Source organism: Stenotrophomonas sp. 704A1, assembly GCF_030549525.1.
GTDB classification, from domain to species: domain Bacteria; phylum Pseudomonadota; class Gammaproteobacteria; order Xanthomonadales; family Xanthomonadaceae; genus Stenotrophomonas; species Stenotrophomonas tuberculopleuritidis.
In genome coordinates this window covers 2,668,681-2,694,734 of the sequence record NZ_CP130831.1, presented here as the reverse complement: position 1 = coordinate 2,694,734, position 26,054 = coordinate 2,668,681, and the positions used below count along the sequence as shown (strand labels likewise).

At 69.0% G+C, this 26,054-nt stretch carries 26 protein-coding genes and 2 pseudogenes; 13 read left to right on the top strand and 15 right to left on the bottom strand.

Annotation, left to right across the window (positions count from 1 at the left end):
- Positions 1-140: 140 nt before the first annotated feature.
- Positions 141-797 carry an HTH-type transcriptional repressor FabR gene (fabR, locus tag Q5Z10_RS12595; RefSeq protein ID WP_303635770.1) on the bottom strand — a complete coding sequence of 219 codons (657 nt, stop codon included), beginning with the start codon at positions 795-797 and terminating at the stop codon, positions 141-143.
- A 92-nt stretch (positions 798-889) separates the two neighbouring features.
- On the opposite strand from fabR, the gene Q5Z10_RS12590 reads away from it, so the two are divergent.
- Both Q5Z10_RS12590 and Q5Z10_RS12585 read left to right on the top strand, forming a co-directional pair.
- Entirely contained in the window at positions 890-1,960 is a 1,071-nt protein-coding gene (locus tag Q5Z10_RS12590; RefSeq protein WP_303635769.1) for a ferredoxin reductase, read from the top strand.
- 11 nt (positions 1,961-1,971) lie between these two features.
- Complete coding sequence (locus Q5Z10_RS12585) at positions 1,972-3,120, top strand: fatty acid desaturase family protein (RefSeq protein WP_303635768.1); 1,149 nt, start codon at positions 1,972-1,974, stop codon at positions 3,118-3,120.
- A 5-nt stretch (positions 3,121-3,125) separates the two neighbouring features.
- Here Q5Z10_RS12585 and Q5Z10_RS12580 read toward each other — a convergent pair whose 3' ends face one another.
- The 5 genes and pseudogenes from Q5Z10_RS12580 to Q5Z10_RS12560 all read right to left on the bottom strand — a co-directional run bounded on the left by Q5Z10_RS12580 (position 3,126) and on the right by Q5Z10_RS12560 (position 6,900).
- A complete protein-coding gene (locus Q5Z10_RS12580; protein WP_303635767.1) occupies positions 3,126-3,461 on the bottom strand; it encodes a tetratricopeptide repeat protein in 336 nt (111 codons plus the stop codon).
- Positions 3,458-4,036, bottom strand: coding sequence for a flavin reductase family protein (locus Q5Z10_RS12575; RefSeq protein ID WP_303635766.1), 579 nt, complete (start codon positions 4,034-4,036; stop codon positions 3,458-3,460). The genes Q5Z10_RS12580 and Q5Z10_RS12575 overlap by 4 nt, the downstream gene beginning before the upstream one ends.
- Positions 4,033-4,661, bottom strand: a pseudogene (locus tag Q5Z10_RS12570) (superoxide dismutase). The gene Q5Z10_RS12575 and the pseudogene Q5Z10_RS12570 overlap by 4 nt, the downstream one beginning before the upstream one ends.
- A gap of 158 nt (positions 4,662-4,819) precedes the next feature.
- The gene (locus Q5Z10_RS12565) at positions 4,820-6,331 is read right to left on the bottom strand and encodes a thioredoxin family protein (RefSeq protein ID WP_303635765.1); all 1,512 of its coding nucleotides are present in this window, start codon (positions 6,329-6,331) and stop codon (positions 4,820-4,822) included.
- 107 nt (positions 6,332-6,438) lie between these two features.
- The gene (locus Q5Z10_RS12560) at positions 6,439-6,900 is read right to left on the bottom strand and encodes a GNAT family N-acetyltransferase (RefSeq protein ID WP_303635764.1); all 462 of its coding nucleotides are present in this window, start codon (positions 6,898-6,900) and stop codon (positions 6,439-6,441) included.
- A 66-nt stretch (positions 6,901-6,966) separates the two neighbouring features.
- Between Q5Z10_RS12560 and Q5Z10_RS12555 the strand changes: the two genes are divergently transcribed.
- The 9 genes from Q5Z10_RS12555 to Q5Z10_RS12515 all read left to right on the top strand — a co-directional run bounded on the left by Q5Z10_RS12555 (position 6,967) and on the right by Q5Z10_RS12515 (position 18,050).
- Positions 6,967-7,902 carry a TIGR03571 family LLM class oxidoreductase gene (locus Q5Z10_RS12555; RefSeq protein ID WP_303635763.1) on the top strand — a complete coding sequence of 312 codons (936 nt, stop codon included), beginning with the start codon at positions 6,967-6,969 and terminating at the stop codon, positions 7,900-7,902.
- A gap of 131 nt (positions 7,903-8,033) precedes the next feature.
- Positions 8,034-8,345 (top strand): DUF3817 domain-containing protein, encoded by a 312-nt coding sequence (locus tag Q5Z10_RS12550; RefSeq protein WP_032129991.1) that lies wholly within the window; start codon positions 8,034-8,036, stop codon positions 8,343-8,345.
- Between the two features lie 153 nt (positions 8,346-8,498).
- Positions 8,499-9,695, top strand: a complete 1,197-nt coding sequence (locus Q5Z10_RS12545; protein WP_303635762.1) for an MFS transporter — start codon at positions 8,499-8,501, stop codon at positions 9,693-9,695.
- Positions 9,692-10,885, top strand: a complete 1,194-nt coding sequence (locus Q5Z10_RS12540) for an isochorismate synthase (protein WP_303635761.1) — start codon at positions 9,692-9,694, stop codon at positions 10,883-10,885. Before Q5Z10_RS12545 ends, Q5Z10_RS12540 begins: the two co-directional genes overlap by 4 nt.
- Entirely contained in the window at positions 10,882-12,528 is a 1,647-nt protein-coding gene (locus tag Q5Z10_RS12535) for a (2,3-dihydroxybenzoyl)adenylate synthase (protein ID WP_303635760.1), read from the top strand. Before Q5Z10_RS12540 ends, Q5Z10_RS12535 begins: the two co-directional genes overlap by 4 nt.
- A complete protein-coding gene (locus Q5Z10_RS12530) occupies positions 12,528-13,160 on the top strand; it encodes an isochorismatase family protein (RefSeq protein ID WP_303635759.1) in 633 nt (210 codons plus the stop codon). The genes Q5Z10_RS12535 and Q5Z10_RS12530 overlap by 1 nt, the downstream gene beginning before the upstream one ends.
- Positions 13,160-13,414: a phosphopantetheine-binding protein gene (locus tag Q5Z10_RS12525; protein ID WP_303635758.1), complete on the top strand. Its 255-nt coding sequence runs from the start codon at positions 13,160-13,162 to the stop codon at positions 13,412-13,414. Before Q5Z10_RS12530 ends, Q5Z10_RS12525 begins: the two co-directional genes overlap by 1 nt.
- Positions 13,411-17,301 carry a non-ribosomal peptide synthetase gene (locus tag Q5Z10_RS12520; protein WP_303635757.1) on the top strand — a complete coding sequence of 1,297 codons (3,891 nt, stop codon included), beginning with the start codon at positions 13,411-13,413 and terminating at the stop codon, positions 17,299-17,301. The genes Q5Z10_RS12525 and Q5Z10_RS12520 overlap by 4 nt, the downstream gene beginning before the upstream one ends.
- Entirely contained in the window at positions 17,292-18,050 is a 759-nt protein-coding gene (locus Q5Z10_RS12515) for a 2,3-dihydro-2,3-dihydroxybenzoate dehydrogenase (protein WP_303635756.1), read from the top strand. The genes Q5Z10_RS12520 and Q5Z10_RS12515 overlap by 10 nt, the downstream gene beginning before the upstream one ends.
- A gap of 76 nt (positions 18,051-18,126) precedes the next feature.
- Here Q5Z10_RS12515 and Q5Z10_RS12510 read toward each other — a convergent pair whose 3' ends face one another.
- The 4 genes from Q5Z10_RS12510 to Q5Z10_RS12495 are packed head-to-tail and all read right to left on the bottom strand — an operon-like array spanning position 18,127 to position 22,057.
- Positions 18,127-18,576, bottom strand: coding sequence for a DUF2894 domain-containing protein (locus tag Q5Z10_RS12510; protein WP_303635755.1), 450 nt, complete (start codon positions 18,574-18,576; stop codon positions 18,127-18,129).
- Positions 18,494-19,132 carry an OmpA family protein gene (locus tag Q5Z10_RS12505; RefSeq protein WP_303635754.1) on the bottom strand — a complete coding sequence of 213 codons (639 nt, stop codon included), beginning with the start codon at positions 19,130-19,132 and terminating at the stop codon, positions 18,494-18,496. Before Q5Z10_RS12505 ends, Q5Z10_RS12510 begins: the two co-directional genes overlap by 83 nt.
- Entirely contained in the window at positions 19,129-21,393 is a 2,265-nt protein-coding gene (locus Q5Z10_RS12500) for a DUF802 domain-containing protein (RefSeq protein ID WP_303635753.1), read from the bottom strand. Before Q5Z10_RS12500 ends, Q5Z10_RS12505 begins: the two co-directional genes overlap by 4 nt.
- A 10-nt stretch (positions 21,394-21,403) precedes the next feature.
- Positions 21,404-22,057: a DUF3348 family protein gene (locus Q5Z10_RS12495; protein ID WP_303635752.1), complete on the bottom strand. Its 654-nt coding sequence runs from the start codon at positions 22,055-22,057 to the stop codon at positions 21,404-21,406.
- Positions 22,058-22,202: 145 nt separating this feature from the next.
- Between Q5Z10_RS12495 and Q5Z10_RS12490 the strand changes: the two genes are divergently transcribed.
- Positions 22,203-23,123 carry a M14 family metallopeptidase gene (locus Q5Z10_RS12490; protein WP_303635751.1) on the top strand — a complete coding sequence of 307 codons (921 nt, stop codon included), beginning with the start codon at positions 22,203-22,205 and terminating at the stop codon, positions 23,121-23,123.
- 37 nt (positions 23,124-23,160) lie between these two features.
- Here Q5Z10_RS12490 and Q5Z10_RS12485 read toward each other — a convergent pair whose 3' ends face one another.
- From Q5Z10_RS12485 to Q5Z10_RS12470, 4 genes are read right to left on the bottom strand one after another with little or no spacing between them, the layout of a single operon-like run.
- The gene (locus Q5Z10_RS12485) at positions 23,161-23,787 is read right to left on the bottom strand and encodes a hypothetical protein (RefSeq protein WP_303635750.1); all 627 of its coding nucleotides are present in this window, start codon (positions 23,785-23,787) and stop codon (positions 23,161-23,163) included.
- Positions 23,788-23,836: 49 nt separating this feature from the next.
- The gene (locus tag Q5Z10_RS12480) at positions 23,837-24,364 is read right to left on the bottom strand and encodes a Cif family virulence factor (protein WP_303635749.1); all 528 of its coding nucleotides are present in this window, start codon (positions 24,362-24,364) and stop codon (positions 23,837-23,839) included.
- 38 nt (positions 24,365-24,402) lie between these two features.
- Positions 24,403-24,849, bottom strand: a complete 447-nt coding sequence (locus tag Q5Z10_RS12475; protein ID WP_303635748.1) for a YbbD-related protein — start codon at positions 24,847-24,849, stop codon at positions 24,403-24,405.
- Positions 24,842-25,036, bottom strand: a complete 195-nt coding sequence (locus tag Q5Z10_RS12470; protein WP_032129968.1) for a hypothetical protein — start codon at positions 25,034-25,036, stop codon at positions 24,842-24,844. Before Q5Z10_RS12470 ends, Q5Z10_RS12475 begins: the two co-directional genes overlap by 8 nt.
- Before the next feature lie 289 nt (positions 25,037-25,325).
- Between Q5Z10_RS12470 and Q5Z10_RS12465 the strand changes: the two genes are divergently transcribed.
- Entirely contained in the window at positions 25,326-25,637 is a 312-nt protein-coding gene (locus Q5Z10_RS12465; RefSeq protein WP_303635747.1) for a hypothetical protein, read from the top strand.
- 50 nt (positions 25,638-25,687) lie between these two features.
- Here the strand turns inward: Q5Z10_RS12465 and Q5Z10_RS21365 are convergent.
- A pseudogene (locus Q5Z10_RS21365) lies at positions 25,688-26,034 on the bottom strand (RcnB family protein).
- Positions 26,035-26,054 lie beyond the last annotated feature (20 nt).

The window sequence follows — 26,054 nt, the reverse complement described above, 5'->3', positions numbered from 1 at the left end:
AGTTGCTCATGAATATAGCAATTGCTATATCGGCGCTGCCACACCGGGCCACGTCGGCACAGATCAGTCGACAGCGTTGTTATAACATTACATTCAACGGGTGCGACCGTGCCTGTGGTCACGTCACCGGAGCGAAGGGATCAGCCGCGGCGGAAGGCGGCGGGGCTGCGTGCACCGACGATGATCATGCGGATCATCGTGGAAATCTGTTCCACCAGCTCCGGATCGTTCTCCGGTGGCTGGTCCATCGCCGAGGCGCCCATGGCGAACACCAGGCGGGTGATCGCCATCGACACCAGTTCCGGCTTGTGCAGCACCGCGCCGTCGAGTGCGGCCAGGCGCACCAGGTCGTGCTGCAGCTCTTCCTCGAAGTAATGCAGTTCACGCTCGACCGCGTGCTTGAAGTCGTCCGAGCCGACCGCGCCTTCGCGCAGCAGCACGTGCAGCAGCTTGTCGTCGGCGCGCAGCTGTTCCATGAAGGTTTCCACCGACACCCGCACCACGCTGGTGGCACTGGAAGTGGCGCGCTGGCGGGCTTCGCCGATGATGGTGCGCAGCGAACGCCCGGCGACGTCGATCAACGCCACCGCCAGTTCGTCCATGTCGCGGAACTGGCGATAGAAACTGTTGGGCGCGATGCCGGCCTCCCGCGCGACCTCGCGCAGGCTGAGCGTGGACAGGCTGCGATGCGGACCGATCAGTTTCAGCGCGGCGGCCAGCAGATCCTCGCGGCTCACCGTACGGCGGGCCGGGCTGTTGGCATCTTCAGGCGGTGACAGAACGGTGGCGGCGGCCATGGGACTTCCGGTAGGGCAAGGCTGAATCATACCCAATCCGGTTCAATATACACATGTATACACAGCTGTGTGTGCGCCCGTATAGTGCACCCATGAGCGCCGTCGTCCGTCCGTCCCTGTTTTCTCCCCACCGCTGGCTGTCGCCGTCGCTGTTCGATTTCTGGGCCGGCCAGCTGAATCCGTTGTGGACCCTGCGCGAGCCGGTGGCCCGCCTGGTCCGGCGCGAGCCGGCCGGCGAGGGCGCGGCCACTCTGGTCCTGCGCACCAACCGGCACTGGGCCGGCATGCGTGCCGGGCAGCACGTCACCCTCGGCGTCGAGATTGAAGGACGCCTGTGGCAACGCAGCTACAGCCCCACCGCACTGGGCCGACGCGAGCTGGCGATCACCGTCAAGGCGATCGACGGCGGCCGGGTCAGCCAGCATCTGGTTAACCATGCGCAGCCGGGCGAACTGTTCCGCCTTGATGCCGCCTTCGGCGAATTCCATATGCCGGCCGCGGCGCCGGTGCTGCTGCTGGCGGCCGGCAGTGGCATCACGCCGATGCGCAGCCTGTTGCGCGACGCCTGCCAGCGCCCGCTGGCAGCACCGGTCGATCTGTTCTACTGGGAGCGCAGCGCCGCCCACCTGCAGTTCCGTGACGAACTGCTGGCGCTGGCCGCGGCGCATCCCAACCTGCGTGTGCACCTGCTGACCACCCGCGAGGGTGAGGCGCCGGCCGCGCGCATCGATACCCATGATCTGCAGGTGGCCGGCGATGACACGCCGTTGGCGCAGCGCCATGTGCTGGCCTGCGGTCCGGACGGCTTCGTTGCCGCTGCGCGCGAGCGCCTGGCGCACCAGGTGGCCGGTTTCCAGGCCGAAGCCTTCACCCCGCCGGCGCCGCTGCGCGATGCCAGCAGCGAAGGCGAGGTGTCGCTGACGCTTGCGCGCAGTGGCCGCCAGCTGAGCGTGCCGCGTGGCCGCTCGCTGCTGGAAAGCCTCGAAGCCCATGGCATCAAGCCCAGGCATGGTTGCCGCATGGGCATCTGCAATACCTGCACCTGTGATCGCGTCAGTGGCGCCACCCGCCACCTGCGCACCGGCGACCTGCAGTCCGAATCGGCACAGCCGGTGCGGATCTGCGTGAGCGCACCGACCACCGACCTGACCCTGGATCTCTGAGGACGCCTGCCATGACCCGCGCTACCGACCGTGCCCTGAGTACTGCCGAGATGCATGCCTTCGGTGAGGAACTCGACGCGATCCGCGACCGTGTGATCGGCAGCCTCGGCGCCTCCGATACCCGCTACATCCGCCGGGTGGCTGCCGCCGTGCGCTGGTTCGGCGTGGGCGGCCGTGGCCTGCTGTTCCTGGCGGCATTCTCGCCGTTGTTCTGGATGCCGCTGCTGTGGCCGGCCGCGATCACCGGCACGCTGCTGCTGGCGCTGTCGAAGATCCTGGAGAACATGGAGCTGGGCCACAACGTGATGCACGGCCAGTTCGACTGGACCGGCGACCCCAAGCTCAATGGCAACACCTACGAATGGGACATCGTGGCCACCGCCGACAACTGGCGCAAGACCCACAATTTCCGCCACCACACCTATACCAACGTGCGTGGCATGGACGATGACATCGGCTACGGCCTGCTGCGGATCTTCCCGGAACAGCGCTGGAAGCCGTTCTACCTGCTGCAGCCGATCATCGCGCCGATCTTCGCGCTGCTGTTCCAGTGGGGCGTGGCCGCGCAGGACCTGCGCCTGGGTCGTTGGCTGAAGGGGCGTATCAGTGGCCGTGCGATGTGGCTGCAGACCCGCCCGGTGGCGCGGAAAATGGCCCGCCAGGTGCTGAAGGACTATGTGTTCTTCCCGCTGCTGGCCGGCCCGTTCTTCCTCACCGTGATGCTGGGCAACATGGTGGCCAATGGCCTGCGCAACATCTGGACCTACGTGATCATCTTCTGCGGCCACTTCACCGCCGAATCGGAGACCTTCCCGAAGGAATGCCTGCGCAATGAATCGCGCGGCCACTGGTACCTGCGCCAGCTGCGCGGTTCGTCCAACATCAGCGGCGGCTTCCTGATCAACGTGCTGTCGGGCAACCTCAGCCACCAGATCGAGCACCACTTCTACCCGGACCTGCCGGCCAACCGCTATGCGGCCATCGCCAAGGAAGTGAAGGACATCTGCCGCCGTTACGGCCAGCACTACAACAACGGCTCGCTGCCGCGCCAGTTCGGCCAGGTGGTCTGGCGCATCCTGCGCCACGCGTTCCCGAGCAAGCCGCGCCGCCTGCCGATGCCGGACATCATGTCCGCGCCGGCATCGGCCAACGCGGGCTGATCGACTCAGCCCGCTTTCGCCAGGCCCGCCTGTTCGCGGTCCAGGCGTCGCAGGAAGACCTGCATTTCCCTGCGGGCCTGCTGGTCGCCCTTGCTGCCGGCCACACGCAGTCCGCGCTGCCACGCTTCACGCGCCGCCTGCGGCTGGCCTCCGGCCAGCCAGGCCTTGCCCAGCAGCTTCCACGCCGCCGAGTAATCCGGGTCCAGCACCACGCAGCGGCCCAGATGGGTCGCTGCGCGTACCGGGTCGCCGGCATCCAGCCAGCCCTTGCCCAGGCCAAAGCGCAGCAAGGCGCTGTCGCGGCCGGAGGCAAGCATCGTCTCGAGCGACGGGATGTTCATCCGCGCACCTCCACCAGCGTTTCCAGCGGCCCGGGCAGGAAGCGCCCGCGGTGGAACAGCAGGGGCGCGCCGCCGTCCTCGTGCACATCGATGATGCGGCCGGCCAGCAGCAGGTGATCGCCCACCGGCCACTGCGCGTGTCGGGTGCAGGTCAGGTGGGCGACGGCGCCGGCAATGCGCGGCGGCGCCTGGTCGTCGTCGTCCAGCAGCGGCACATCGGTGAAACGGTTGCGTACCTGTGGATCGGCGAAGCGTCGTGCCAACGCCTCCTGGCCAGCGCCGAGCACGCTGATGGAAAACTGCGTGGCGCGCTGGAACACCGAAAGACTCTGCGCGTGCAGGGCGAGGTTCCACAGCACCACCGGAGGCTGCAGCGAGACCGGGACGAACGAGTTGATGGTCAGTCCCTGCGGCTTGCCCTGCGCATCGCGTGCGCAGACGATCGCCACGCCGGTCGGAAAATGGCCCAGCAGCCGCCGCAGGGCACGCGGCGGCAGGTTGACCGACGGCACCGGCGCCGGGGCGGGGAAGACCCCCGCCCAGGGCCCGGCATAGGGCAGTGTCTCGCCACTCATGAGGCCCGGGCCTGGCGGTAGCGCCGGCCGACTTCGGCCCAGTTGATGAGGTTGAAGAACGCGCCGATGTAGTCGGGGCGACGGTTCTGGTAGTGCAGGTAGTAGGCGTGTTCCCAGACATCGAGCGCCAGGATCGGGGTGTTGCCGGAGGCGCCGATGGCTGCGCCCATCAAGGGGCTGTCCTGGTTGGCGCTGCTTTCGATCTGCAGGCGACCTTCGCGGTCGACGGTGAGCCATGCCCAGCCACTGCCGAAGCGGGTCTGTGCGGCCTTGCTGAAGGCCTCCCTGAAGGCCTCGTAGCCCCCGAGGTCGCGGTTGATCGCCTCGAGCAGGGTGTCGTCGGGCGTGCCGCCGTTGGCACTGAGCACGGTCCAGAACAGGCTGTGGTTGGCATGCCCGCCACCGTTGTTGCGCACGCCGGCACGGATCGATTCGGGCAGGGCATCGAGATCGGCGATCAGGGAGTCGACCGGCTGCGCAGCGATGCCGGCCTGTTCGAGGGCGGCGTTGAGGTTGTTGACGTAGGTCTGGTGGTGCTTGCTGTGGTGAATCTCCATCGTGCGCGCATCGAAGTGCGGCTCGAGGGCGTCTAGGCGTAGGGGAGCGGGGGAAGCGAGTACGACATCGAAGCAATCTCCGTGGGGAAGGCCAGCGTGCTGGCCGTGGGGAGATCGTTATCGCACCTCAACATTGGTTGAGGTCAAGGGCAGGATTGAGCGGAATCCAAGGCCAGGGACAGGAGCAAGAGCGGCCGGCGCTGCGAGCGCCGGCGCCTTCATCGACTCAGCCCAACCACTCCTTGCACGCGGCATCGGGCTGTTCGCCGCACGCCTGCTGCATCCGCTGCTGCAGCCGCGCCAGTGTCTGCGCACCCTGGTGCCTGCCACTCCACGTCTTCAGTTGGCCCGCCAGGCGCTCGAAGCGCTGCCGGGTGCGCTGGTGATAGCCCGAGGGCTGCGCCTCCAGTTCGGCGATCAGGGCGGCGGTGGCCTGTTCAATGCGCGGCGCGTCGTGGGGTGCCAGCCGCAACAGGCCCTCGACATACAGCACGCCCCACTGCACGCGGGTCGCAGGTCCCTGCGCACCATCGTAGGCACGCTGCAGCCACGCCAGTGCACCGGCAGCATCACCGCGCTGCTCGGCCAGTTCGGCGAGCTCGGGCATGTAGTAGTAGGGCTGTTCGCTGAGCTTCAGCTCGGCCAGCAGCAGCGCTTCGGCGCCCGCATCATCGCCGACCTGGCGCAGCGCGTAGACCGCGCTGCTGATCGTGGCCTGGCGTGCATGCGCATTGGTGGCGGCGGCATCGGCAGCGGTCACGCGCTGCTTCACCCGCTCGACCAGGGCCGCCGGCAATGCGTCCTTCGGCTGCTGCTGGCGGGCCAGCGATACTTCGGTCAACGCACGCGACAACGCGTCGTCGGCGCGTTCACCGCGCTCGGCGTCTGCGCGCTCCAGTGCGACCAGCAGCTGCTGCCCCAGCGTGTTGCTGGTGGCCGGCCCGGCACTGGCCTGTTTGACCAGCTGCACGCCTGCATGGCCCAGCAACTCACGGTTGCGGCGCACCTCCGCCGGTTGTGCCAGCACCGCCTGCAGCAGTTCGCGCACTTCGGTGGGCGAGGCATCGGGTGTTTCGGTCGTTGCCAACGCCAGCAGGGCGAAACGGCGCTGCAGGGCAGCGTCGGGGGCGGCCTTGGACAGCTGGCGCAGCACGTCCTGGCTCCTGCGCTCGCCGGCCAGGCGGTTGGCGTCCACTTCCCAGCCGTAGTCGCCCAGCACCTGCCAGTCTTCGGCAGCCAGTCGGTCCGGCGTTTCCAATGCGGTGGCCAGGGTGGCGGCAACAGCACTGCGGCGGCCTGCGGCGACGGTCAACGCGCGGGTCAGCTCGGCGGCGTCATTGCCGCCGGCCACGCGGGTGATCTCGTTGCGCTGCGGGTCCAGCACGATCAGGGTCGGGTAGCCGCGCACACCAAAGCGCTCGCCCCAGGCCTGCGCGCCTTCCTCATCGCCATCCAGATAGACCGGAACGAATCTGCTTGTCAGCGCGATGAAGGCCGGGTCCTTGAACAGTCCGGCCTTGAGCTGGTTGCACGGTGGGCACCAGACCGCACCCCAGTACAGCAGCACCGGCTTGCCGCTGTCGCTGGCCTCGTTGAACGCGTCGTCGACATCGCCCTGGCGCCAGGCAATCGACGTGGCAGGCGCAGCGCTGGCCGCTTGTGCCGACGGCACCGGGGCGGACGCCGGCGAGCAGGCAGCGAGCGTGCCAGCCAGCAGCATGAAAACGATGGCACGCATCGGCAGTATCTCGACGGGCAGGATGAGGGCCATTGTAGGAACGGCCGCGGCGCCCGCTGATGCGCTTTGCTCATGTCAAACCGCTGCCCGGGCATATGCGCCCGCCGTCAGTGCGGTGCCGCCGCCGCGGTCAGCACCATCTGCTGGTACACCAGCCCATTGAACTCGCCGACCTCGCCGTCCAGCACGAAGCCATAGCGCAGGTAGGTCGGCACCGCGTTGAGCGAGGCGCGCACCGTCAGCACCGGTTCGCGGACCTGCGGCAGTATCGCCCGGAACAGCGCGTGGCCGATGCCCTGGCCCTGGCAGGCGGGATCGACGAACAGCATCGCCAGGTGCCGGCCTTCCTTCAGTTCGACCACGCCGACCACGCTCGCATCCTGCTCGGCCACCAGGATGTGGTTATCGCCCTGCAGGCGTGCGGCGAATGCATCGGCGGCGGCGACGCTGCCGAAGGTGGCGATGCCGGCCGCGCCGAGTGAAGGCGCCACCGCCTCGTTGAAGGCGGCCAGGCACACCGCGCTGATCGCAGGCACGTCGTCGATGTGGGCGGAGCGGATCTTCGGCATGCAGCGTTCTTCCTGTGTTGTGTGGCGTGTCATCGTCGCCGGGTACCTGCACGCTAAGCTGGTGGCATGAGTGAATTCAATCCCGCCTACGCTTCGTTGTTTCCGCAACAGGGACTGAGCCTGGGCCTGATGACGCCCGTTGCGGCGCATGGGTTGGCCGATCCACGTGAGGCCCGACGTATCGCGCGACTGGCCGATGACCTGGGCTTTGCCGCGTTGTGGACGCGCGACGTGCCGCTGATGGTGCCGCAGGGTCCGGATGCGACAGCGAGCGCACTGGATGACCCGTTCCTGTGGCTGGGCATGCTGGCCTCTGCGACCGAGCGCATCGTGGTCGGCAGCGCAGCGATTGTGCTGCCGTTGCGCCAGCCGTTGCAGGTCGCGAAGTCCGCGTTGAGCCTGGACCGGATCAGCGGCGGACGCTTCGTACTGGGCCTGGGTTCGGGTGACCGCCCGGAAGAGTTCGCCGCATTCGGCGAGGATCTGGAGGGCAGGGCGGCGACCTTCCGTGAGCGCTGGACGTTGTTGCGCGCGGCGCTGTCACCGGAGGCCGATGAGCGGACAGCCGTACTGCAGGCTACCGGTGGCTTCGACGTACTGCCGGCGCCGGCAACGCGCATCCCGATGCTGGTGGTGGGCACGGCGCGGCAGAGCCTGCAGTGGATCGCGCGCGAGGCGGAGGGCTGGGCCACCTATCACCGCGAAGAAGCCGCGCAGGAAGGGCGCATCGGCCTGTGGCAACAGGCGCTTGCGCAGCGCGGCGGGCCAGGCAAGCCGTTCGTGCAGTCGATGCTGCTGGACCTGCAGGCGGATCCGCAGGCGCCGCCCGAGCCGCTGCCGCTGGGCCTGAAGGTCGGCCGCGATGGCCTGCGCGATTACCTGCTGCGCGTGCATGCCCAGGGCGTGGCGCATGTGATGTTCAACCTGGTCGACAACGGGCGGCCGGTGGACGCGGTGCTGCGCGAGATCGGTGAGCAGGTGTTGCCGCATACGCTTCGGTAGGTGTCCACCCGGGTGGGCCCGCGCTTGCCGTTGCCACCGCTGCCCTCGCCGGTGTCCGCAACGCTCGCATCTGCGTATCATTCGCATTTGATATTCCGATGCCGGAGCCCTGCGTGACCCGACGTTTCCCCATGCACCCGACCGGCCGCCTGTTCGCTGCGGTCGCCTTCATCGAGGCCGTGACCTGGGCCGGCCTGCTCATCGGCATGTGGATGAAGTACGGCCCGATGGCCAACGTGGCGCTGGTGAAGCTGTTCGGGCCGCTGCACGGCGTGGCCTTCCTGGTCTATGTGGCGGTCACCCTGTTTGCGGCGGTACGCCTGCGCTGGCCGTGGTGGGCCAGCGCGCTGGCGCTGCTGGCGGCGATTCCGCCACTGGTGACGCTGCCGCTGGAATGGTGGTTCAAACGCCGTGGCCTGCTGGGCCTGCGTGCGATGCGCTGAACCCACTGTTGCATGCCCATTCAAGAGAACGGGTATCAAATGCAAATACGAGCCGTTATCATTTAAGGGTGGCGTCCGGTCCTGAACAGGACCGGTGCCGGGCGGGGCGCGCAGGTGCGCCCGGCCATCCTTTCCTGTTACGGCTGGTGTTCCATGCATTCACGTCCCGTCGTTCCCGGCTTGCCGGCGCTGGTGTTGGCAGCCCTGATCGGCACCATGGCGATGATGTCCTTCGTCGCTGTGATCGGTCCGGTGGTCCGCATGCTCGGCTTGTCCGAATGGCATGCCGGCCTGTCGGTCACCGCCGCAGGCGTGCTGTGGATGCTGGCCGCGCGGCCCTGGGGCCAGCTCAGCGACCGCATCGGCCGCAAGCGTGTGCTGATGCTGGCGATGAGCGCCTACACCGTGGTCTACATCGCACTGGCGGTGTTCATCGACGTTGCCCTGCAGGCGGTGCCGCCGGTGCTGGTATCGGTGCTGGTGCTGGTTGGCGCGCGTGGCCTGATCGGCCTGTTCTACGCCGCCGTGCCTCCCACGGCAGCGGCCCTGATCGCCGACAAGGCGCCGACGGGCCAGCGCGCGAAGTTCCTCGCACGCCTGGGCAGTGCCAATGCGCTGGGCATGGTGCTGGGTCCGGCAGCGGCCGGCTGGCTGGCCTATACCAATCTGTCGCTGGCGCTGTACGTGGCCGCCTTGCTGCCGCTGCTGGCACTGGCGCTGCTGGCCTGGCGGCTGCCGGCGACGCCGCCGGTGGCGGGCGCCAGCGCACAGCGCCGCGTGCCGATGCGCCGGCTGGATCCGCGTCTCCGCCTGCCGCAGCTGGCTGCGTTCGTTGCCATGGTGTCGGTGACCATCGCGCAGGTCACGGTGGGCTTTTTTGCCATCGATCGCCTCGGGCTGGATGCCGCCGCCGGCGCCCGCATGGCCGGTATCGCCCTGACTGCGGTCGGCCTGGGCCTGATCCTGGCGCAGGGGCTGGTGATGAAGCTGGAGGTGCATCCGCGGCGCTGGATCATGCTCGGTGCGCTGATTTCCGGCATCGGCTTCGCGTCGGTCGCTGGCGTGCAGCAGGCCTGGCAGCTGCCAGCGGCCTATGCGCTGGCGGCGTTCGGCATGGGCTTTGTATTCCCTTCGTTCCAGGCGCTGGCCGCTGATGCGGTGCAGCCCCACGAACAGGGCGCTGCGGCCGGCACGGTCGCCGCCGCGCAGGGGCTGGGCATGGTGGCCGGGCCGATGCTCGGCACCGTGCTGTATCGCGGCGGGCCCAGCCTGCCGTACCTGCTGGTGGGTGCGCTGCTGCTGATGCTGTGCGTGCTGGTGGCCGCGAACCGGTCCAAGGAGACGACATGAACGATTCCCTGATGCAGGGTGCGTGGCCGGAGGCTGCGCCGGCTGCGCTGGAAAGCAGCGACGACGCCTCGCTGTTCCTGCTGCAGCATGCCGGCCAGCACGTGCATGCCCGCGGCTGCCGCGCGCCGCTGCCGACCGGTGCGCTGGCGACGCTGGCCGAGCGTGCAGCAACGTTCTTTGCCCAGCAGCGCGGCGGCCCCGGGCTGCTGGTCGGCGCGGTGCCGTTCGAGCCGCGCGCCGATGACGCGCTGTACCAGCCCGAGCGCCTGCTGCCGGCACTGTCGTTGCAGCCGCAGGCGGCGCCCGCACTGCAGGGCGCGCTCCAGGCCGAGCCGGAGCCGCAGGACTATGCAGCCGCAGTGGCTACCGCGGTACAGACGCTGCGCGCACCCGGGCAGGCGCTGCACAAGGTGGTACTGGCGCGCAGCCTGCTGGCCCGCACGCAGCGGGCGATGTCGCCGGAAGTGCTGCTGGCCCGTCTGGGGGCCGATCCGTCGGTGGCGACCTATGCGGTGCCGCTGCCGGTCGAGCCGGGCCAGTCACCTGCATGGCTGGTGGGAGCAACGCCGGAGTTGCTGCTGCGCAAGCGCGGCGCACAGCTGCTGTCACATCCGCTGGCCGGGTCGGCGCGGCGCAGCGCCGATGCCAGCGAAGACCAGCGTGCCGCGCAGGCACTGCTGGCCTCGACCAAGGACCATGACGAACATCGTCATGTGGTCGAAGCGATCGTCGATGGCTTGGCGCCGTTCTGCAGCCACATCGAGGCACAGCCGCGCCCGGCGCTGCATGCCACCGCCAGCATGTGGCACCTCGGCACCCGCATCCACGCCACCTTGAGCGATCCGCAGACCCCTGCGGCCGCGCTGCTGGCGCAGCTGCATCCCACGCCTGCGGTCTGCGGCACGCCGCGGATGGCGGCGCTGCAGCGCATCCGTGCGCTGGAACCGGTGCCGCGCGGCTTCTATGCAGGGGCCGTAGGCTGGCTGGACGCGCAGGGCGATGGTGACTGGTACGTGGCGATCCGCTGTGCGCGGCTGCAGGGGACGCAGCTGCGCCTGTACGCAGGCGCCGGCATCGTCGCCGAATCGCAGCCCGAGGCCGAGGTCGCCGAGACGGCGGCCAAGTTCGCCGCCCTGTTGAACGCGCTGGGTGTCCATGACGCCGCGCCCCTGACCGGAACGACACCATGACCACTCCCGTACTGCCGATGCCGCTGCAGCAGGTCTGGCCCGACGAACGGGTGGCCCATTACCGCGCCGCAGGGTACTGGCGCGGCGAGACCTTCCCCGGCTTCCTGCGTGAGCGTGCCGAACGCTACGCCGATGACATTGCGGTGGTGGCCGGTGACATCCGACTGAGCTATGCGCAGTTGTGGCAGGACGCCGGTCGCATCGGCGCCGGCCTGCTCGCGCTGGGCCTGCAACCGGGTGACCGGGTGCTGGTGCAGCTGGGCAACACCGCCGGATTCATCACCGCCGTGTGCGGCCTGTTCCGCGCCGGGCTGGTGCCGGTCTATGCGCTGCCGGCGCACCGCATCACCGAGCTGGCCCACTTCGCGCGCAAGGCCGAGGCCAGCGCCTACATCACCACCGATGTGCACGAAGGTTTCGACCATCGCGCATTGGCGCAGGCGTTGCAGGCCGAGGTGCCGGCGGTGCGCCACGTGGTCATCGATGGCGATGCGGCCGGGTTCGCCGCCTTGCAGGCCCTGCAGGGAGACCGCGGCCTGCTGCCCCCCGACCCGGACCCGCAGTCGGTCGCGTTCCTGCAGATTTCCGGCGGCAGTACCGGCCTGTCCAAGCTGATTCCGCGCACCCACGACGACTACATCTATTCGTTCCGCGCCAGCAATGCGATCTGCGGCATCGACCGCGACAGCGTGTATCTGGTCGCGCTGCCGGCGGCGCACAACTTCCCGATGAGTTCGCCCGGCTTCTTCGGCGCGCTGTACGCCGGCGCGCGCGTGGTGCTCAGCCCCGGACCGGGGCCGGATGCCGCATTCCCGCTGATCGCCCGCGAGCGCGTGACCTGTTGTGGACTGGTGCCGCCGCTGGCGCTGCTGTGGGCGCAGGCTGCGGCGACCAGCAGCCATGACCTGTCCAGCCTGCAGGTGCTGCAGGTCGGCGGCGCCAAACTGGTGCCGGAGGCGGCGCGGCGGGTGATCGATGGCCTGGGCTGCACCCTGCAGCAGGTCTTCGGCATGGCCGAAGGGCTGGTGAACTACACCCGCCTGGATGATCCGGAGGCCCTGATCGTGGCCTGCCAGGGACGGCCGATCAGCCCGGATGACGAGGTGCGTGTGGTCGATGACCACGACCAGCCGGTCGCCGAAGGCGAGGTCGGCCACCTGCTGACCCGCGGTCCCTACACGATCCGCAGCTACCACAACGATGCCGCCGCCAACGCACGCTCGTTCACCGACGATGGGTTCTACCGTACCGGCGACCGCGTGCAGCAGCTGCCCGGTGGCTACCTGGTGGTGCAGGGCCGGGCAGGTGACCACATCAACCGGGCCGGGGAGAAGATCTCCGCCGAGGAGATCGAGGACCATCTGCTGGCCCATCCCGGCGTTTTTGATGCTGCGGTGGTCTCGATTCCGGATGAGTACCTGGGCGAGCGCAGTTGCGCGTTCGTGATACAGCAGGGTGAACCGATCAAGGCGCCTGCGCTGAAGGCGTGGATGCGCACCCGTGGCCTGGCGGCCTTCAAGGTGCCCGACCAGATCGTGTTCGTCGACAGCTTCGATACCACGGCGGTCGGCAAGATCAGCCGCCGCGAACTGCGCGCGCAGCTGCGTGCGCGTCATCTGCAACAGACAGGAGGAACGCGCTGATGGCGCTGCCCCGTATCACCGATTACCCCTTGCCGACCGCTGCCGAACTGCCGCAGGCGCGCGGACCCTGGCGCCCGCAGCGCGACCGCATGGCGCTGCTGGTGCACGACATGCAGCGCTACTTCCTGGCCGCGTTCGCTGCCGGCAGCACGCCACTGCAGCCGGCGGTGGACAACATCGCACGCCTGTTGGCGCATTGCCGTGCCAACGGCATCCCCGTGTTCTACACCGCCCAGCACGGTGACCAGGACCGTCGTGACCGTGGCCTGCAGGCGGATCTGTGGGGGCCGGGCATGGGCAGCAGTGCCGAGCACCAACCGATCATCGAGGCGCTGGCGCCGCAGCCGGGCGACCATGTGCTGGTCAAGCACCGCTACAGCGCCTTCCAGCGCAGCAACCTGGAGACCCTGATGCGGGTCCGCGGTCGCGACCAGCTGCTGGTGACCGGCGTGTACGCGCACATCGGTTGTACCGCCACGGTGCTGGAGGCGTTCCAGCGCGATATCGAAGCGTTCATCGCTGCCGACGCGGTGGCCGATTTCTCGCGGGCCGACCACGACCAGGCGCTGCACTGGATCGCCCGTACCTGCGGGGTGCCAATGACCACCGCGCACCTGCTGGAGGCGCTGTGATGGAAGCCGCTGCACCGTTGGACCTGGAGCGCATGCGTGCCGACGTGGCGCGTGTGCTGGACTGCTCACCGGCCGAGATCGGTGATGATGACAACCTGATCGACCTGGACCTGGATTCGATGCGCATGCTCGGCCTGGTCCTGGCCTGGGGCAATACCGGCCTGCCGCTGGAGTTCTCGCAGCTGGCCGAGCACACCACGCTGCGCCAGTGGTGGGGTGTGGTGCAGAAGCTGCAGGCCGCGCAGAACGCATGAACGCCGCTGCGCTGGCCACGCCGGTGGCACTGACCGAGGCCCAGGCCGGACTGTGGTTCGCGCAGCGGTTGGCCGCGGACAATCCGTCGTTCAACACCGCGCATGCGGTATGGATCGAAGGGCCGCTGGACGTGGCCGCGTTCAGCGCGGCCGCCAACCGCGCAGCGGTGGAAGCCGAGGCGTTCGCACTGCGCTTCGCCGAAGGCGCTGATGGCCAGCCGCTGCAGTGGCATGCGCCGGCACATGTGCCGCTGCTGTCGGTGCGTGATGTATCCGCCGAGGCCGATCCGGCGTCGGCGGCGCGTGCCCTGATGCAGGCCGACCGGCTCAGCGCGGTCGATCCGACCCGGGACCGGATCAGCCAGCAGGTGTTGTTCGATCTGGGTGGCCTGCGCTGGGTCTGGTACCTGCGTGTGCATCATCTGGCCGCCGACGGCTATGGCATGGCGTTGTTCACCGACCGGGTCTGCGCACTGTATGCCGGGCAGTCGAGTGAGCCGCTGCCGGGGTTGGCCGGTGTGCTGGCCGATGATGCGGCCTACCGCACCGATCCGCGCCGTGCACAGGCCGGGCAATGGTGGCACGCGCAGTTGCAGGGGGCGCCCGCAGGCGTGGGCCTGGCGGGCACCGTGGCCGCCAGCGATGACGCGCTGCGCTGGGTGCAGCCGTTGGATGCCGGGTTCCGTGAGCGGCTGCTGCAGGCCTCGGTGCGCTGGTTGCAGCCTTGGCCGGATGTACTGGCCGCGCTCGCCGCCGAGTACCTGCGCCGGATGAGCGCCGCCGATGAGGTGGTGCTGGGCGTGCCCTACATGGGGAGGCTCGGAAACGCGTCGGCGCGTGTGCCGGCAATGGTGATGAACGTGCTGCCGCTGCGGGTGGCGGCCGGCGAGGGCAGTGTCGAGGCGTTTGCCCGGGCGCTGGGCCGGCAACTCAGCCAGGGCCGCAAGCACGGCCGTTATCGCGGCGAGCAGCTGCGCCGCGACCTCGGCCTGGTGGGTGCGCAGCAACGGCTGCATGGGCCGTTGGTGAATGTGCAGCCGTTCTACAGGCCACTGGCCCTGCCGGGCGTGCAGGCCACGCTGGAGGTGCTGTGCACCGGGCCGGTCGATGATCTGACCCTGGGCTTCCGCGGCGACGGCCAGCACCTGCTTGATCTGGAGATTGAAGCCAATCCTGCGCTGTACAGCCGCGAGGACGTGCAATCGCACGCGGCGCGGCTGCTGCATTTCGTGTCGGCGGCGCTGGAGGCTGACGACATCGCAGCGGTGCCGCTGGCCACCACCGAAGAAGCGCAGCAGGGGATACACCAGTTCAATGCCACCGCGCATGCGCTGCCGCCGACCACGTTGGTTGAACTGCTGCAGCAGGGCATGGACCGTGATCCGCACGCGCCCGCGCTGGTCTTCGGCGATGCCGGGATGGATCACGCTACGCTCGAAGCCCGCAGTTTCGCCCTGGCCGCGCAGCTGCGCGCAATGGGCGTCGGCCCGGGCAGCGTGGTGGCCGTGGCGTTGCCGCGGTCACTGGACCTGATGATCGCGCTGGTGGCGGTGCTGCGCGCCGGCGCCGCCTACCTGCCGCTGGACCTTGCCCATCCCGATGAGCGGCTGGCGCGCATCCTTGCCTCGGCGCAGCCGGCCTGCGTGCTGGCCGCGGCCGAGGTGCAGCCGCGCATGCCGGGCGTCCCGGTGCTGCCACCTGCAGACTGGAACGCAGTGAGCTTCGCTGCGCCGTGGGCCGGCCCCGCACCGGTCGACGCGGCGTATGTGATCTATACCTCCGGCTCGACCGGCGAGCCGAAGGGCGTGGTCATCGAGCACCGCGCCATCGTCAACCGCCTGCTGTGGATGCGCGAGCACTATGGCATCGGCGCCGATGACCGCGTGCTGCAGAAGACCCCGATCACCTTCGATGTCTCGGTCTGGGAGTTGTTCCTGCCGCTGCTGTGTGGCGCCACGCTGGTGATCGCCGGGCCGGATGCCCATCGCGATCCCAGCGAACTGGCGCGGCTGATCCGCACGCAGGGCATCACCACGGCACATTTCGTGCCGTCGATGCTCGACGCATTCCTGGCCGCACCCGCATCGGCGCGCCTGCAGCTGCGGCGCGTGTTCACCAGTGGCGAAGCGCTGGATGCATCGTTGCGGGATCGCTTCCATGCGCGGGTGCAGGCCGAACTGCACAATCTGTACGGACCGACCGAGGCCGCAGTGGATGTCAGCTACTGGCCGGCCTCGGCCGAAGACCGGGCGCGGCCGGTACCAATCGGCTTCCCGGTCTGGAACACCCGCCTGTACGTGCTGGACACGCGCATGCAGCCGCTGCCGGTCGGCGTGCCGGGCGACCTGTACCTGGGCGGCGTCCAGCTCGCACGCGGCTATCTGGGCCGCACCGATCTGACCGCCGAGCGTTTCATGGACGACCCGTTCCTGCCGGGTGAGCGCATCTACCGGACCGGCGATGTGGCGCGCTGGCGTGCCGACGGCGCGGTCGAGTACCTGGGCCGCAGCGACCATCAGGTGAAGCTGCGCGGCCTGCGCATCGAGCTGGGCGAGATCGAGGCCGCGCTGCGCGAACTGCCCGGCATGGACCGGGTGGAAGTGCTGCTGCGCCAGGACGCCCCCGGTGACGCCCGGCTGGTGGCCTATGTGCCGTCCGCGCTGGCAGACGCCACCGTGCTGCGCAGCCATCTGGCCACCCGTGTGCCGGACTACATGGTGCCCACGGCGTTCGTTGGCGTGGATCATTGGCCGGTCACCGCCAACGGCAAGCTGGACCGCGCGGCATTGCCGAAACCAGCGCTGCAGGAGGCGGCTGGCCTGGCGCCGCGCACGCCGCTGGAACGGGAACTGGCGGCGCTGTTCGCGCAGGCGCTGGGCCGCGAGGTTCCGGTGGCGGTCGATGCGGACTTCTTCAGCCTGGGCGGGGATTCGTTGTCGGCGGTGCATCTGCTGTTGGCCATCGAACAGCGCTGGCGCTGCGAGCTGGGCCTCGGGGCGCTGTTCGCGCAGCCGACGGTGGCCGCGCTGGCGGCACGCATCGCCGAACCGCCGGCACGGGCCGACCACGCGCTGGGACCGGTGATCGCGCTGGCCGCCACCGACGGCGTCGAACGGTCGCCCTTGTTCGTGCTGCATCCGGCCGGTGGCATCGCCTGGAACTACCGCGCGCTGGCCCGCGCCCTGCAACCGGCGCGCGCGGTGTATGGCCTGCAATCACCCGCGCTGGATCCGACCCAGCCACTGCCGGCCAGCATCGAAGCGATGGCCAACGACTACGTGCAGCGCGTGATTGCGCTGCAGCCGCAGGGGCCGGTGCACCTGCTGGGGTGGTCGGTCGGCGGCATCCTGGCCCAGGCGATGGCCGTGCGCCTGCACGAGATCGGCCGCGACGTGGGGGAGCTGGTGCTGCTCGATGCCTATCCCAGCGAGTGCTGGCGCGCCGAACCCGAGCCGGATCCGATCGCCGCGCTGCGCGCACTGCTGGCAATCGCCGGGCACGACCCGGACGCACATCCCGAGCTGGACGATCGCGAGCGTATCCTGGCCTTCCTGCGGCGCGGTGGCAGCGCCCTGGGCAGCCTGCCCGACGCGGTGCTGGACGGCGTGGTGCGGGCGGTGACCGGCACCAATCGCCTGATCCGCGAGCACCAGCACCGCCCGTTCGTTGGCACGCTGGCGCATGTGCGCGCCGGTCGTGACCATCTGACACGGCCGCAGCTGCAATCTGCACTGTGGAAGGCCCATGCACTGCAGGTCGATGCGATCGAGCTGCCGTTCCTGCATGCCGAGCTGACCGGGCGCGATGCAGTGGCGCAGCTGGCGCCGTGGCTGTCGGCACGGCTGCGGCAGTGGGATGAACAACAGGAGATCGCAGCATGCAGTTGACCGGATTCGAGGGCAATGTGGCGCTGGTGACCGGCGCTGCCGGTGGCATCGGCGCCGCGCTGGTACGGCTGCTGGCCGAGGCGGGCTGCACGGTGGTGGCAACCGATCGCGAGGCGCCCGTGGTCACGGACGCCCGAGTGCAGGCGTTTGCGCTGGACGTGACCGACAGCGTGGCGGTCGATGCGCTGGTGGATCGTGTAGAGGCCCGCATCGGGCCGATCGGGCTCGCCGCAAGCGTGGCCGGGGTGCTGCACGTGGGCGAGGTGACCGCGACCACCGATGCCGACTGGCGCCGTGTGTTCGCGGTCAATGCGGATGGCGTGTTCCATCTGGGGCGTGCGCTGGCGCGGGTGATGTCACCGCGGGGGCAGGGCGCCATCGTCACCGTCAGTTCGAATGCGGCCGGGGTCCCGCGGCACGGCATGGCCGCCTATGCCGCGTCAAAGGCCGCCGCCACCATGTTCACCCGCTGCCTCGGGCTGGAACTGGCCCCGCTGGGCATCCGCTGCAACATCGTCGCGCCGGGGTCGACACTGACCCCGATGCAGACCGGCATGTGGCAGGACGAACGGGGCGCCGAGCGGGTGATCGCCGGCAGCCTGGAGACCTACAAGGCCGGCATTCCGCTGCGCAAGCTGGCCACCCCGGAAGACATCGCGCACTCGGTGATGTTCCTGCTGTCCGAACAGGCCGGGCACGTGGCGATGAGTGACCTGTACGTGGATGGCGGCGCCACCCTGCGCGGGTGAGCGAGCCGTGCTTGGCTGAGGCCGGAAGAAGCCGAGCATGGCTCGGTCCTGCAAGGTACTTCGATGCGAACCGCGATCAACCCGCGTTGCGCGGCTTGCGAGTACGCTTCGGCTTTGCGCTATCCGCACTGCTGGCGGAACCCTCCTGCAGCGCCTGCAGCCAGGACAGCGTATCCACGTAGTCGATGAAGTGCCGCAGGTAGCCGGGGCTGGCGGCCTGCAGGGTGTCGAGCATGCGCTGCACCAGCACCGCCGAGTTCAGCGGGCCGCCATCGGCCGGGGCCTCGGTGCGCAGCGTGCGGCGTACCTGCAGCTCGCTGCGCAGCGCGGACCACTCGCGGCGCACCTCATCCAGCATCGGCACCTGCGGGTAGTGCGGCAACGCGCGCGACCCCGCATCGAGGTCGCGCACCAGCGCGCGCAGGCCATCCAGCGCGGGCGGCTTACCTGGCATCCGGGGCCCTCGGTTTGGGAATCGGCGCGATCTCCACGCGCCGGTTGCGCGCGCGGCCGTCTTCGCTGGCATTGGAACTGACCGGCTGCTCGCTGCCGAACGCAGCAGCGAACACAGCGTCGGCCGGTACGCCGTTGGCGATCAGGGTACGGGTCACGGTCAGCGAGCGCTGCGCGGACAGCTCCCAGTTGTCGGCGAAACGGCGGTTGCCTTCGCGCACCGGTGCGTCATCGGTGAAGCCGCTGACCATCAGGATCTCTTCGCGCGTACCCAGGTAGGCCGCCAGCGGCGCGGCCAGGCTGCGCAGCAGCTCCTGGCCTTCCGGCTGCAGCTGGTCCGAGTTCAGCGCGAACAGCACGCTGCCACTGATGCCGATGCGGCCATCGACCAGGGTCACGCGACCGGCGGCCAACGGCCCAGCCAGCGCCTGTTCCAGCGTCTGCAGGCGCTTGGCTTCGGCCTGGCGCTGCTTCACTTCCTGGTCCAGCCGCTGCGACAGCTCCAGCTGCACCGCGACCACGCCGACCAGGATCAGCACGAACGCGCCCAGCAGCACCGACATCAGGTCGCCGAATGCGGCCCAGATCGGGGCGTGTGAACCGCCGTCGACCTCCAGCTCGTCGCTCATGCGCTGCCGGCCTTGCCGCGGCGCGCGGCCAGCTGCTGCAGTTCGTCCATCACCTGCTTCTGCGACAGCAGGCTGAGGTCGACCACCTCGCGTGCCTGCGCCACGTAATAGGCCAGCTGCTCGTCGCTGCGGGCCAGCGAGGCATCCAGTGCGCCGCCGATCTGCTCCAGGCGGCCGGACAGTTCGGTGGAGGCACTGCCGAACTGTGCGACGGCCTCGCCGAAGGCGCCGGCCAGCTGGCCGACGTCACCGGCGCTGCCGCTGAGCGCTGCCGCAATGCCATCCAGCTTGCCGGTCTCGGCAGCGATGTGGTCGGTGAAGCGGTTGCCGACGCGTTCCAGCAGCTCGGCCGAGCCACCGACCAGTGCGTCCACCGCGGTGCGCTGTTCGTGCGAGGCGTGGTTGATCGCTTCCAGCAGGGTCTGCACCGTGGCCAGCAGCCGGCCGCGCTCTTCCAGCATCGCGTTGTCGCGCACCAGACTCTCGGACAGCGTGCTGCGCAGCTCGTTGATGACCTCGGCGGCGGCCTTGGGCGCGGCGGCGGCGGTCTGCAGCAGGGTGGACACTTCGGCCAGCGTGGCGCTGGCCTGGGCGCGGCCGTTGTCGCCGATCTGCTGTGCGGTCTGCGCCAGCGTGTCGCAGACCTGCTGCTGCTGTGCGGCCAGACGTTCGCCGTTGGCCTGCAGGCGCTCGGCCAGATCGGTGGAGATGTGCTGCAGCGCCTCACTCCAGCGCTGCAGGCGTTGCTCGTCACCCGCCTGCAGCTGGGCCTGCAGCGTGGCGTGGGCCTGCTGCAGTTCGGCACTGACCGCATCCCAGCGCGCCTGACGCTGCTGCTCGCGGCTGTCCAGGCTGGCCTGCAGTTCGGCATGGGCAGTGGCGGCGGCGACCTGCGCGGCCTGCCAATCGTGGACGCGCTGCTGTTCGTGATCCTGCAGCAGCGACTGGCTGGCAGCGTGGCGCTGGTCCAGCGCCTGCAGCAGTGCCTGCGCGCGCTCGTCCAGCTGCTGGCCAGCGGCGAGCAGTGCCTGCTGCTGGCGTTCGGCCAGTGCGGTATTGAGCGCCTGCTGCTGCTCTGCGGCGGCGCGCCAGGCGTCTGCATTGCGGCTGGCATCGGCCTGCAGGCGCTCGCCGATGCGCGCGACCAGCGCCTCGGCCTGCGTGCCCTGGCCGTCACTGAAGGCCTGCAGGTGCTGGCGCAGGTCGCTCACCAGCGCCTGCTGCGCCTGGGTCTGCTCACTCACCACCCTGGCCCAGCTGGCGTCGGTCGCCACACGGCTGCGTTCGAAGCCGTCGGCCAGCCCGGCCAGCTGCTGCTGCACCGCCTGCTCGACGCGCGCGTGCAGCGCCTGACCCTGCTGGGCCAAGCCGGCCAACGTGGCTTCGGCCATCGGCTGCAGTGCGCCACCCATGGCGGCTGCGCTCGCTTCGGCGCCCTCGCGCAGCGATTGCTGCAGCGAGGCAGCCAGGCGTTCCTGAAGGGCCTGGCTCTGGGTGAGGAAATCGGACTGGCCGGCCAGCAGGCGCTCGTTGGCCGCGGCGCTGTGCTGTTCAAAGGCGCTGGTCATCGCCTGCAGGCGGTCGACCAGGGCCGGCAGGGCGGCCGACTGCGCCTGCAGCAGGCGCAGCGATTCGGCGCGCTGCCAGGCCTGCGAGTACGGATGCAGCGTGCCGGCGATGGCGCGGTCCAGCTGCTGTACCACCTGCAGGCGCTCGCGGCGCAGCAGGGCCGACAGCAGGCCCAGCATCGCCGAACTGGCCACGCCGGCGATCGAGGTGCCGAAGGCCACGGCCAGCCCTTGCACCGGCGAAGCCAGCGAGCCGCGGATCGCGGCCATGTCGGTGGCGCTCTGCAGGGCGAGGCCGGTACCACGCAGGGTGTCCATCATGCCGAGCAGCGTGCCGAGCATGCCCAGCAGCACCAGCAGTCCCACCAGGTACGGCGTCAGCACCGGGCCGGGCAGGGCGATGCGCTCGCCTTCCACGCGCAGCCGCACCGCATTGCGCAGGCCCACCGGCACGCGCTCCAGCCACGGCGACAGGCCCTGCTCGGCGGTGGACAGGTCATTCAGCGCGGTGCGCAGTCCATGGCTGGCCTGGCGGTAGCGGTACAGCTCGACGCCACCGGCGATGTAGCACGCGGCAATGACTGCGGCCACCGCCGCACCCAGGGGATGCACTGCGACATACCCGACACCGATCCAGCACACCGCCAGCAGGCCGGCAAGGAAAACAAGGACATGGAAAGCAGTTCTGGACATGGTGTTCCGGTCAGTGGGGGCGCAGGGCTGCAAGCAGCCCCTGGATCGGGTGGAAGCGCAGTTCCAGCTCGGCGAGCAGCAGCGTGCGCATGTCATGGCGGAACGCCGCGCGCCAGCCGGGCTGGCCGTGCACGCGTTCAAAACGTGAGCCCAGCACGGCGGGCGCGGTGCCCAGCAGGCTGTGCTCGCGTGGGCTGAGGGTCTGCTCCATCACCGCATCCACCTCGGCCAGGCGTGCCAGCGCTGGCGACAGCTGCACCAGCTGGTCGCGCAGGCGGCCACGCAGGCGGCCGGTCGCGGTCTGGATGGCCTGCTGCAGCACGCGGTAGCGCTGGCGCAGCGAGGCAAAGTCGGGGCTGGCTGCGGCTTCGGCCAGGTCCAGCAGGCGCTCGGCCTCGGCATCGTCGCTGATCGAGGCCAGCAGGCTGGCGTGGGCCTGGGCGCAGTCCGCGCGTAGATCCTCAAGGGCTTCGGTGGCCTCGCCGGGCTCGGGCAGGCGCCCGTCCAGCGCCCCGGCAAGGGCCACGGCACGGCTCCAGTCCACCCATTGGCCGAGGCGATCGGTCAATGCGGGACTGGTGGCCGGCATCGCGCCGTCACTGAGACGGGCGAGCAGGCGGAGGAAATCCGGTCCACCCAGGACCGGCTGCGCTGCGTTCGCCATCAAGGGGTGGGGGTCAAAAACCGTAGATTTTACAACCAGATGACCGCCGCCGTATGAAGGCGGAGGCGTAGCCCAGCATCGGGCGGGCCACACGCCTTAAAATGGAGGGCTGAATCACCGTTACCCTGACTTTCTGGAGCCTGAGATGACCGTTGCGCAGTTCTACCCGATCGGCACCCCCGGACAGCCCTGGGGCGATGCCGAGCGTGCGCAGTGGCGGGCCCGCCAGCAGCGCCAGCGCAGCTATCACGAAGATGTGGTGGCCGCGCTGGAGCGGCTGGACGAGCGCTTTGACGTGGTCCAGTACGGCCAGCTGGACTATGCGCCGGACCACTACCCGCTGTTCGCGGTGGTGAACCACGCCTGGAACCCGGCCCTGCCGACCGCCCTGGTCACCGGCGGTGTGCATGGCTATGAAACCAGTGGTGTGCATGGCGCCCTGCAGTTCCTCGAGCAGCAGGCCGAGCGCTATCTGGGCCGCTTCAACCTGATCGTGGCCCCGTGCGTGAGCCCGTGGGGGTACGAGCGCATCCAGCGCTGGAACCCGCAGGCGATCGACCCGAACCGCAGCTTCCGCGACGGTGGGCAGATCGAGGAAGCCGCCTCGCTGATGCGCTGGGTGGCCGAGCGCAAGGCCGACATCCGCGTCCATCTGGACCTGCACGAGACCACCGACAGCGACCTGCACGAGTTCGACCCGGCGCGCTGTGCCCGTGACGGCAAGCCGTTCGAGCGCGACACCATTCCCGATGGCTTCTATGTGATCGGCAACAGTGAAGACCCGCAGCCGGAATTCCAGAAGGCCCTGATCGCCGCGGTGGCCCCGATCACCCACATCGCCCCGGCCGATGCCGAGGGCAATCTGGTCGGCCTGCCGCTGCAGTCGCCCGGCGTGGTCTGGGGCGAGTCGCGTTCGATCGGCGCGTGCGCCGGCTTTACCGATGCGCTGTATGCCACCACCACCGAGGTCTACCCGGACAGCCCGCGCACCAATCCGCAGGAATGCAACGACGCCCAGGTGGCGGCGGTGTGTGCGGGGCTGGATTTCGCGCTCGCGGCGCAGTAACCCGGCCGCGCCGCGCGTGTGGACGATGCGGGTTCCTTCAGCCGGCCTGGCGCTGCGCCTGGATGGCCTGGTCGAGGGCATCCAGATCGTCGGTCGGTGAGGCCAGCCATGCCGGGTACGCCTCGGTTTCGACGAAGGCGGAGGAGCGCAGCGCATCGTCGAAGGCTGGATTGTCCTTGTGCGGATGGCGCAGCAGCCCGGACATCAGCCCGCAGATGCGGTGCGCGGCCTGGAACGCCGCCTGCAGCGATCCGGCCGGTTCGGTGACGGTGTTGAGGAAGTCCGCATAGGCCGGGCCATCGAAGTCGAAGTCCTCGCGCTGCTGGAAGGCTTCACCGCTGAGGTTGGTCTCGCCCGACGTGTGGCGGGAGAAACCCCACGACCAGATGTCGAGGAAGCGCAGGTTGTCGAGCGTTTCGCGTGCGTCTTCACTGAGCGGAACCGCGCCGGACAATGCGTGCTCCAGTGTCACCGCTGCGAACGGTTCGGTGCCCTGGTACGCCAGGAAATCGCTCAGGCAACGCAGCGCGCCGGGATGGTCCGGGTCCAGCCGCAGCGCGTGGTAGATCACGCGCGCGCCTTCCACATGGCGGCCCTGGGCGATGAAGATGTTGAGCGCGTGGTGGGCGAGCTGGTCGGGGTTGAGGTCGGCAATCCGGGGCATCGGGTCTGGCAGGCGTGGACGAACGGTGGGCACCAGTCTGACAGATCACTCATCCGGCCGGGCTGCGTGAATCGCGCATCGAGTAGATCACCGAGAAGATCTTCCAACCCCGCTCGGTGCGGACCAGCTGCCACATTTCCTTGCCCCAGTTGGTCGTCACGCCATCGTCGTGGAAACTATAGTCAAACGACACAGAGGCCACATCGCCATCGGTCTCGATCTTCGTGTTGGAGAATTTCTCTTCCGTCGGTTTCGGCGAAGCAACGACGCCGTCGATCAGCGCAATGAAGTTGTTGGAGGGAATCTGCCGTGCCTTGATCGCGTCGGGCTTGGCCTTGCGGATGTCCTGCAGGCGCATATCCTCGGAAACGACCTGCCAGCCGATGTCTTGCGCCTTGTCCGAGAAGAACAGGCTCATGTAGGTCGGCTTGTCCTTGTTGATCAGCGAGGTGCGGAACGATTCGACCACCTGCTCGATCGCCTTGACGTCGGCGGGGGCGTTCTGCGCGGCATGGGCGGGCAGGCAGGCGGCGAGGCAGAGGGCAACGGCGGTGAAACCTGCATGGGGGATCGACATCGGTGATTCCTGATGGGAAGGGGGGGCGTGCAAGCGCATCAACGCGGGTAGGTCCGCCAGAAGAGCACGCGGTCCTCGCTCCTGCTCACCGCCACGAAAATCGACTTGCCGGACGCTGGCGCGCAGCGAAAGATCCGGTATGACCGGTGGAACGTCTCCTTACCCGGCCACCAGTAGCGATCGAACGCAACAGGATCGCTGTTGCCGATTGCGGTCGCCCGGCAATCGGTAGGCAACTCCAATGGCACCGCACGGGGCTTGGTGAACGCCAGCGCGCTGGTGTTTGAATCCAGATCGTGCACCTCATGCAGGTCGGTCGCTTCTTGAGGCACCCAGTCGGGAATCCATCCCTTGTTCACCATGTCGGAGTCGATTGCCTCCTGCAGGGTGTCGAACGAACTGTCCATCACCAGGCCGCAGGCGCATAGCGCGCTACAGAACGTCACGACGATGGCGCGCCTGGCCATTCCGGCGGGACTAGTCATCGTCGTCCTCTTCTCCAGAAAGCAGCCTGCCCAGTTCTTCCGGTGGCAAGCGCTTGAGCCGCTCTTCCAGTTTCCGATCGTACGGCCGGTCGTTGGGTTCGGTATGGCGCTGCGCCTTGCGCGCGTACTGCTGCATGAACAGGCCGATCTCCTGCGCGATCCTGTCCTTCCGGCTCTTGCCTGCCATCGACGGGCGTCCCTGTGTTCATCCTGATCATCGGTCGGCGCACGCTAGCACGGATGCCGGGCGCCACAACAGGCCGGTTTGACGTTGAAGAAGGTCTGCGCGGATGATGCGCGGGCGCGTGCTTTAGCCGCTATGCCAGCAGTGGATGCGGTGGTCGCTGTGTGCAGCGATGGTGGTATGAGAACCGGTTGGGCCTGGATACCGAAGCCTGGTCGGTGGAGCTGGATGCTTCCGATCACGTGCTCGCAACGTCGCGCCTGACATCACCGTAGAAGACCGCAGCAAGCGCATGCGCATCCATCGACCTTTCATCTTCATCGCAAGCCTGGCCCTGATGGCGTTGTGCGGGCTGATGGGCGTACTGGTGCTCATCCATGGCTTCAACGAACAGGGCCTGCGCTGCGGCAGGCTGTGCTCACTGGAGATCTCCATCCGCCTGCTCTCTGGTGATCGCGGATTCGAAATGCTGGTGGCGATGGGGCTCTTTGCCACAGCGCTGCTGTGCGGGCGTATCGCACTGCGGGAGGGCATGCATACCGGGCGGGGGCAGGTGCGGCGTCGGGGGCGCAAGCACCGCCGATCGGGTCGGCCCCGGTCGTAAGGTGTCTGTGCCGGGGTAATTCGCCGCGTGTGGAGACGCTGCAAGCCGCTTCAGCGGTGCAGCGCGTCGATGATCAAACCGGTCGCGATCTCCACCAACAGGTACTCGTTATTGGACTGGCGCACCCAACGCCGGTCGCGGCCCGGCTCGCGCAGGTGATAGCGCGCGTAGTCTTCCACCCGTAGCGGCGGTCCACTTCCGCCCATGGCAGGCGCTTGCCGCGACGCCAGGCCTTCTACTGCCAGCCCGGCGGCGGTGCATCACGGTTGGGCGGGCCACCGGCGTGCGGCGGTGGCCCGTTGCCGCGCGCTTGTTGCGGCGGATCGGCGAAAGCGGGTGCCGCAGCCAGCGCGGCAGCCGTGGTCAACGCAATGGCGAACAAGCGTGCGGTGTTCATCGCAACCTCCTGGCCTTGCC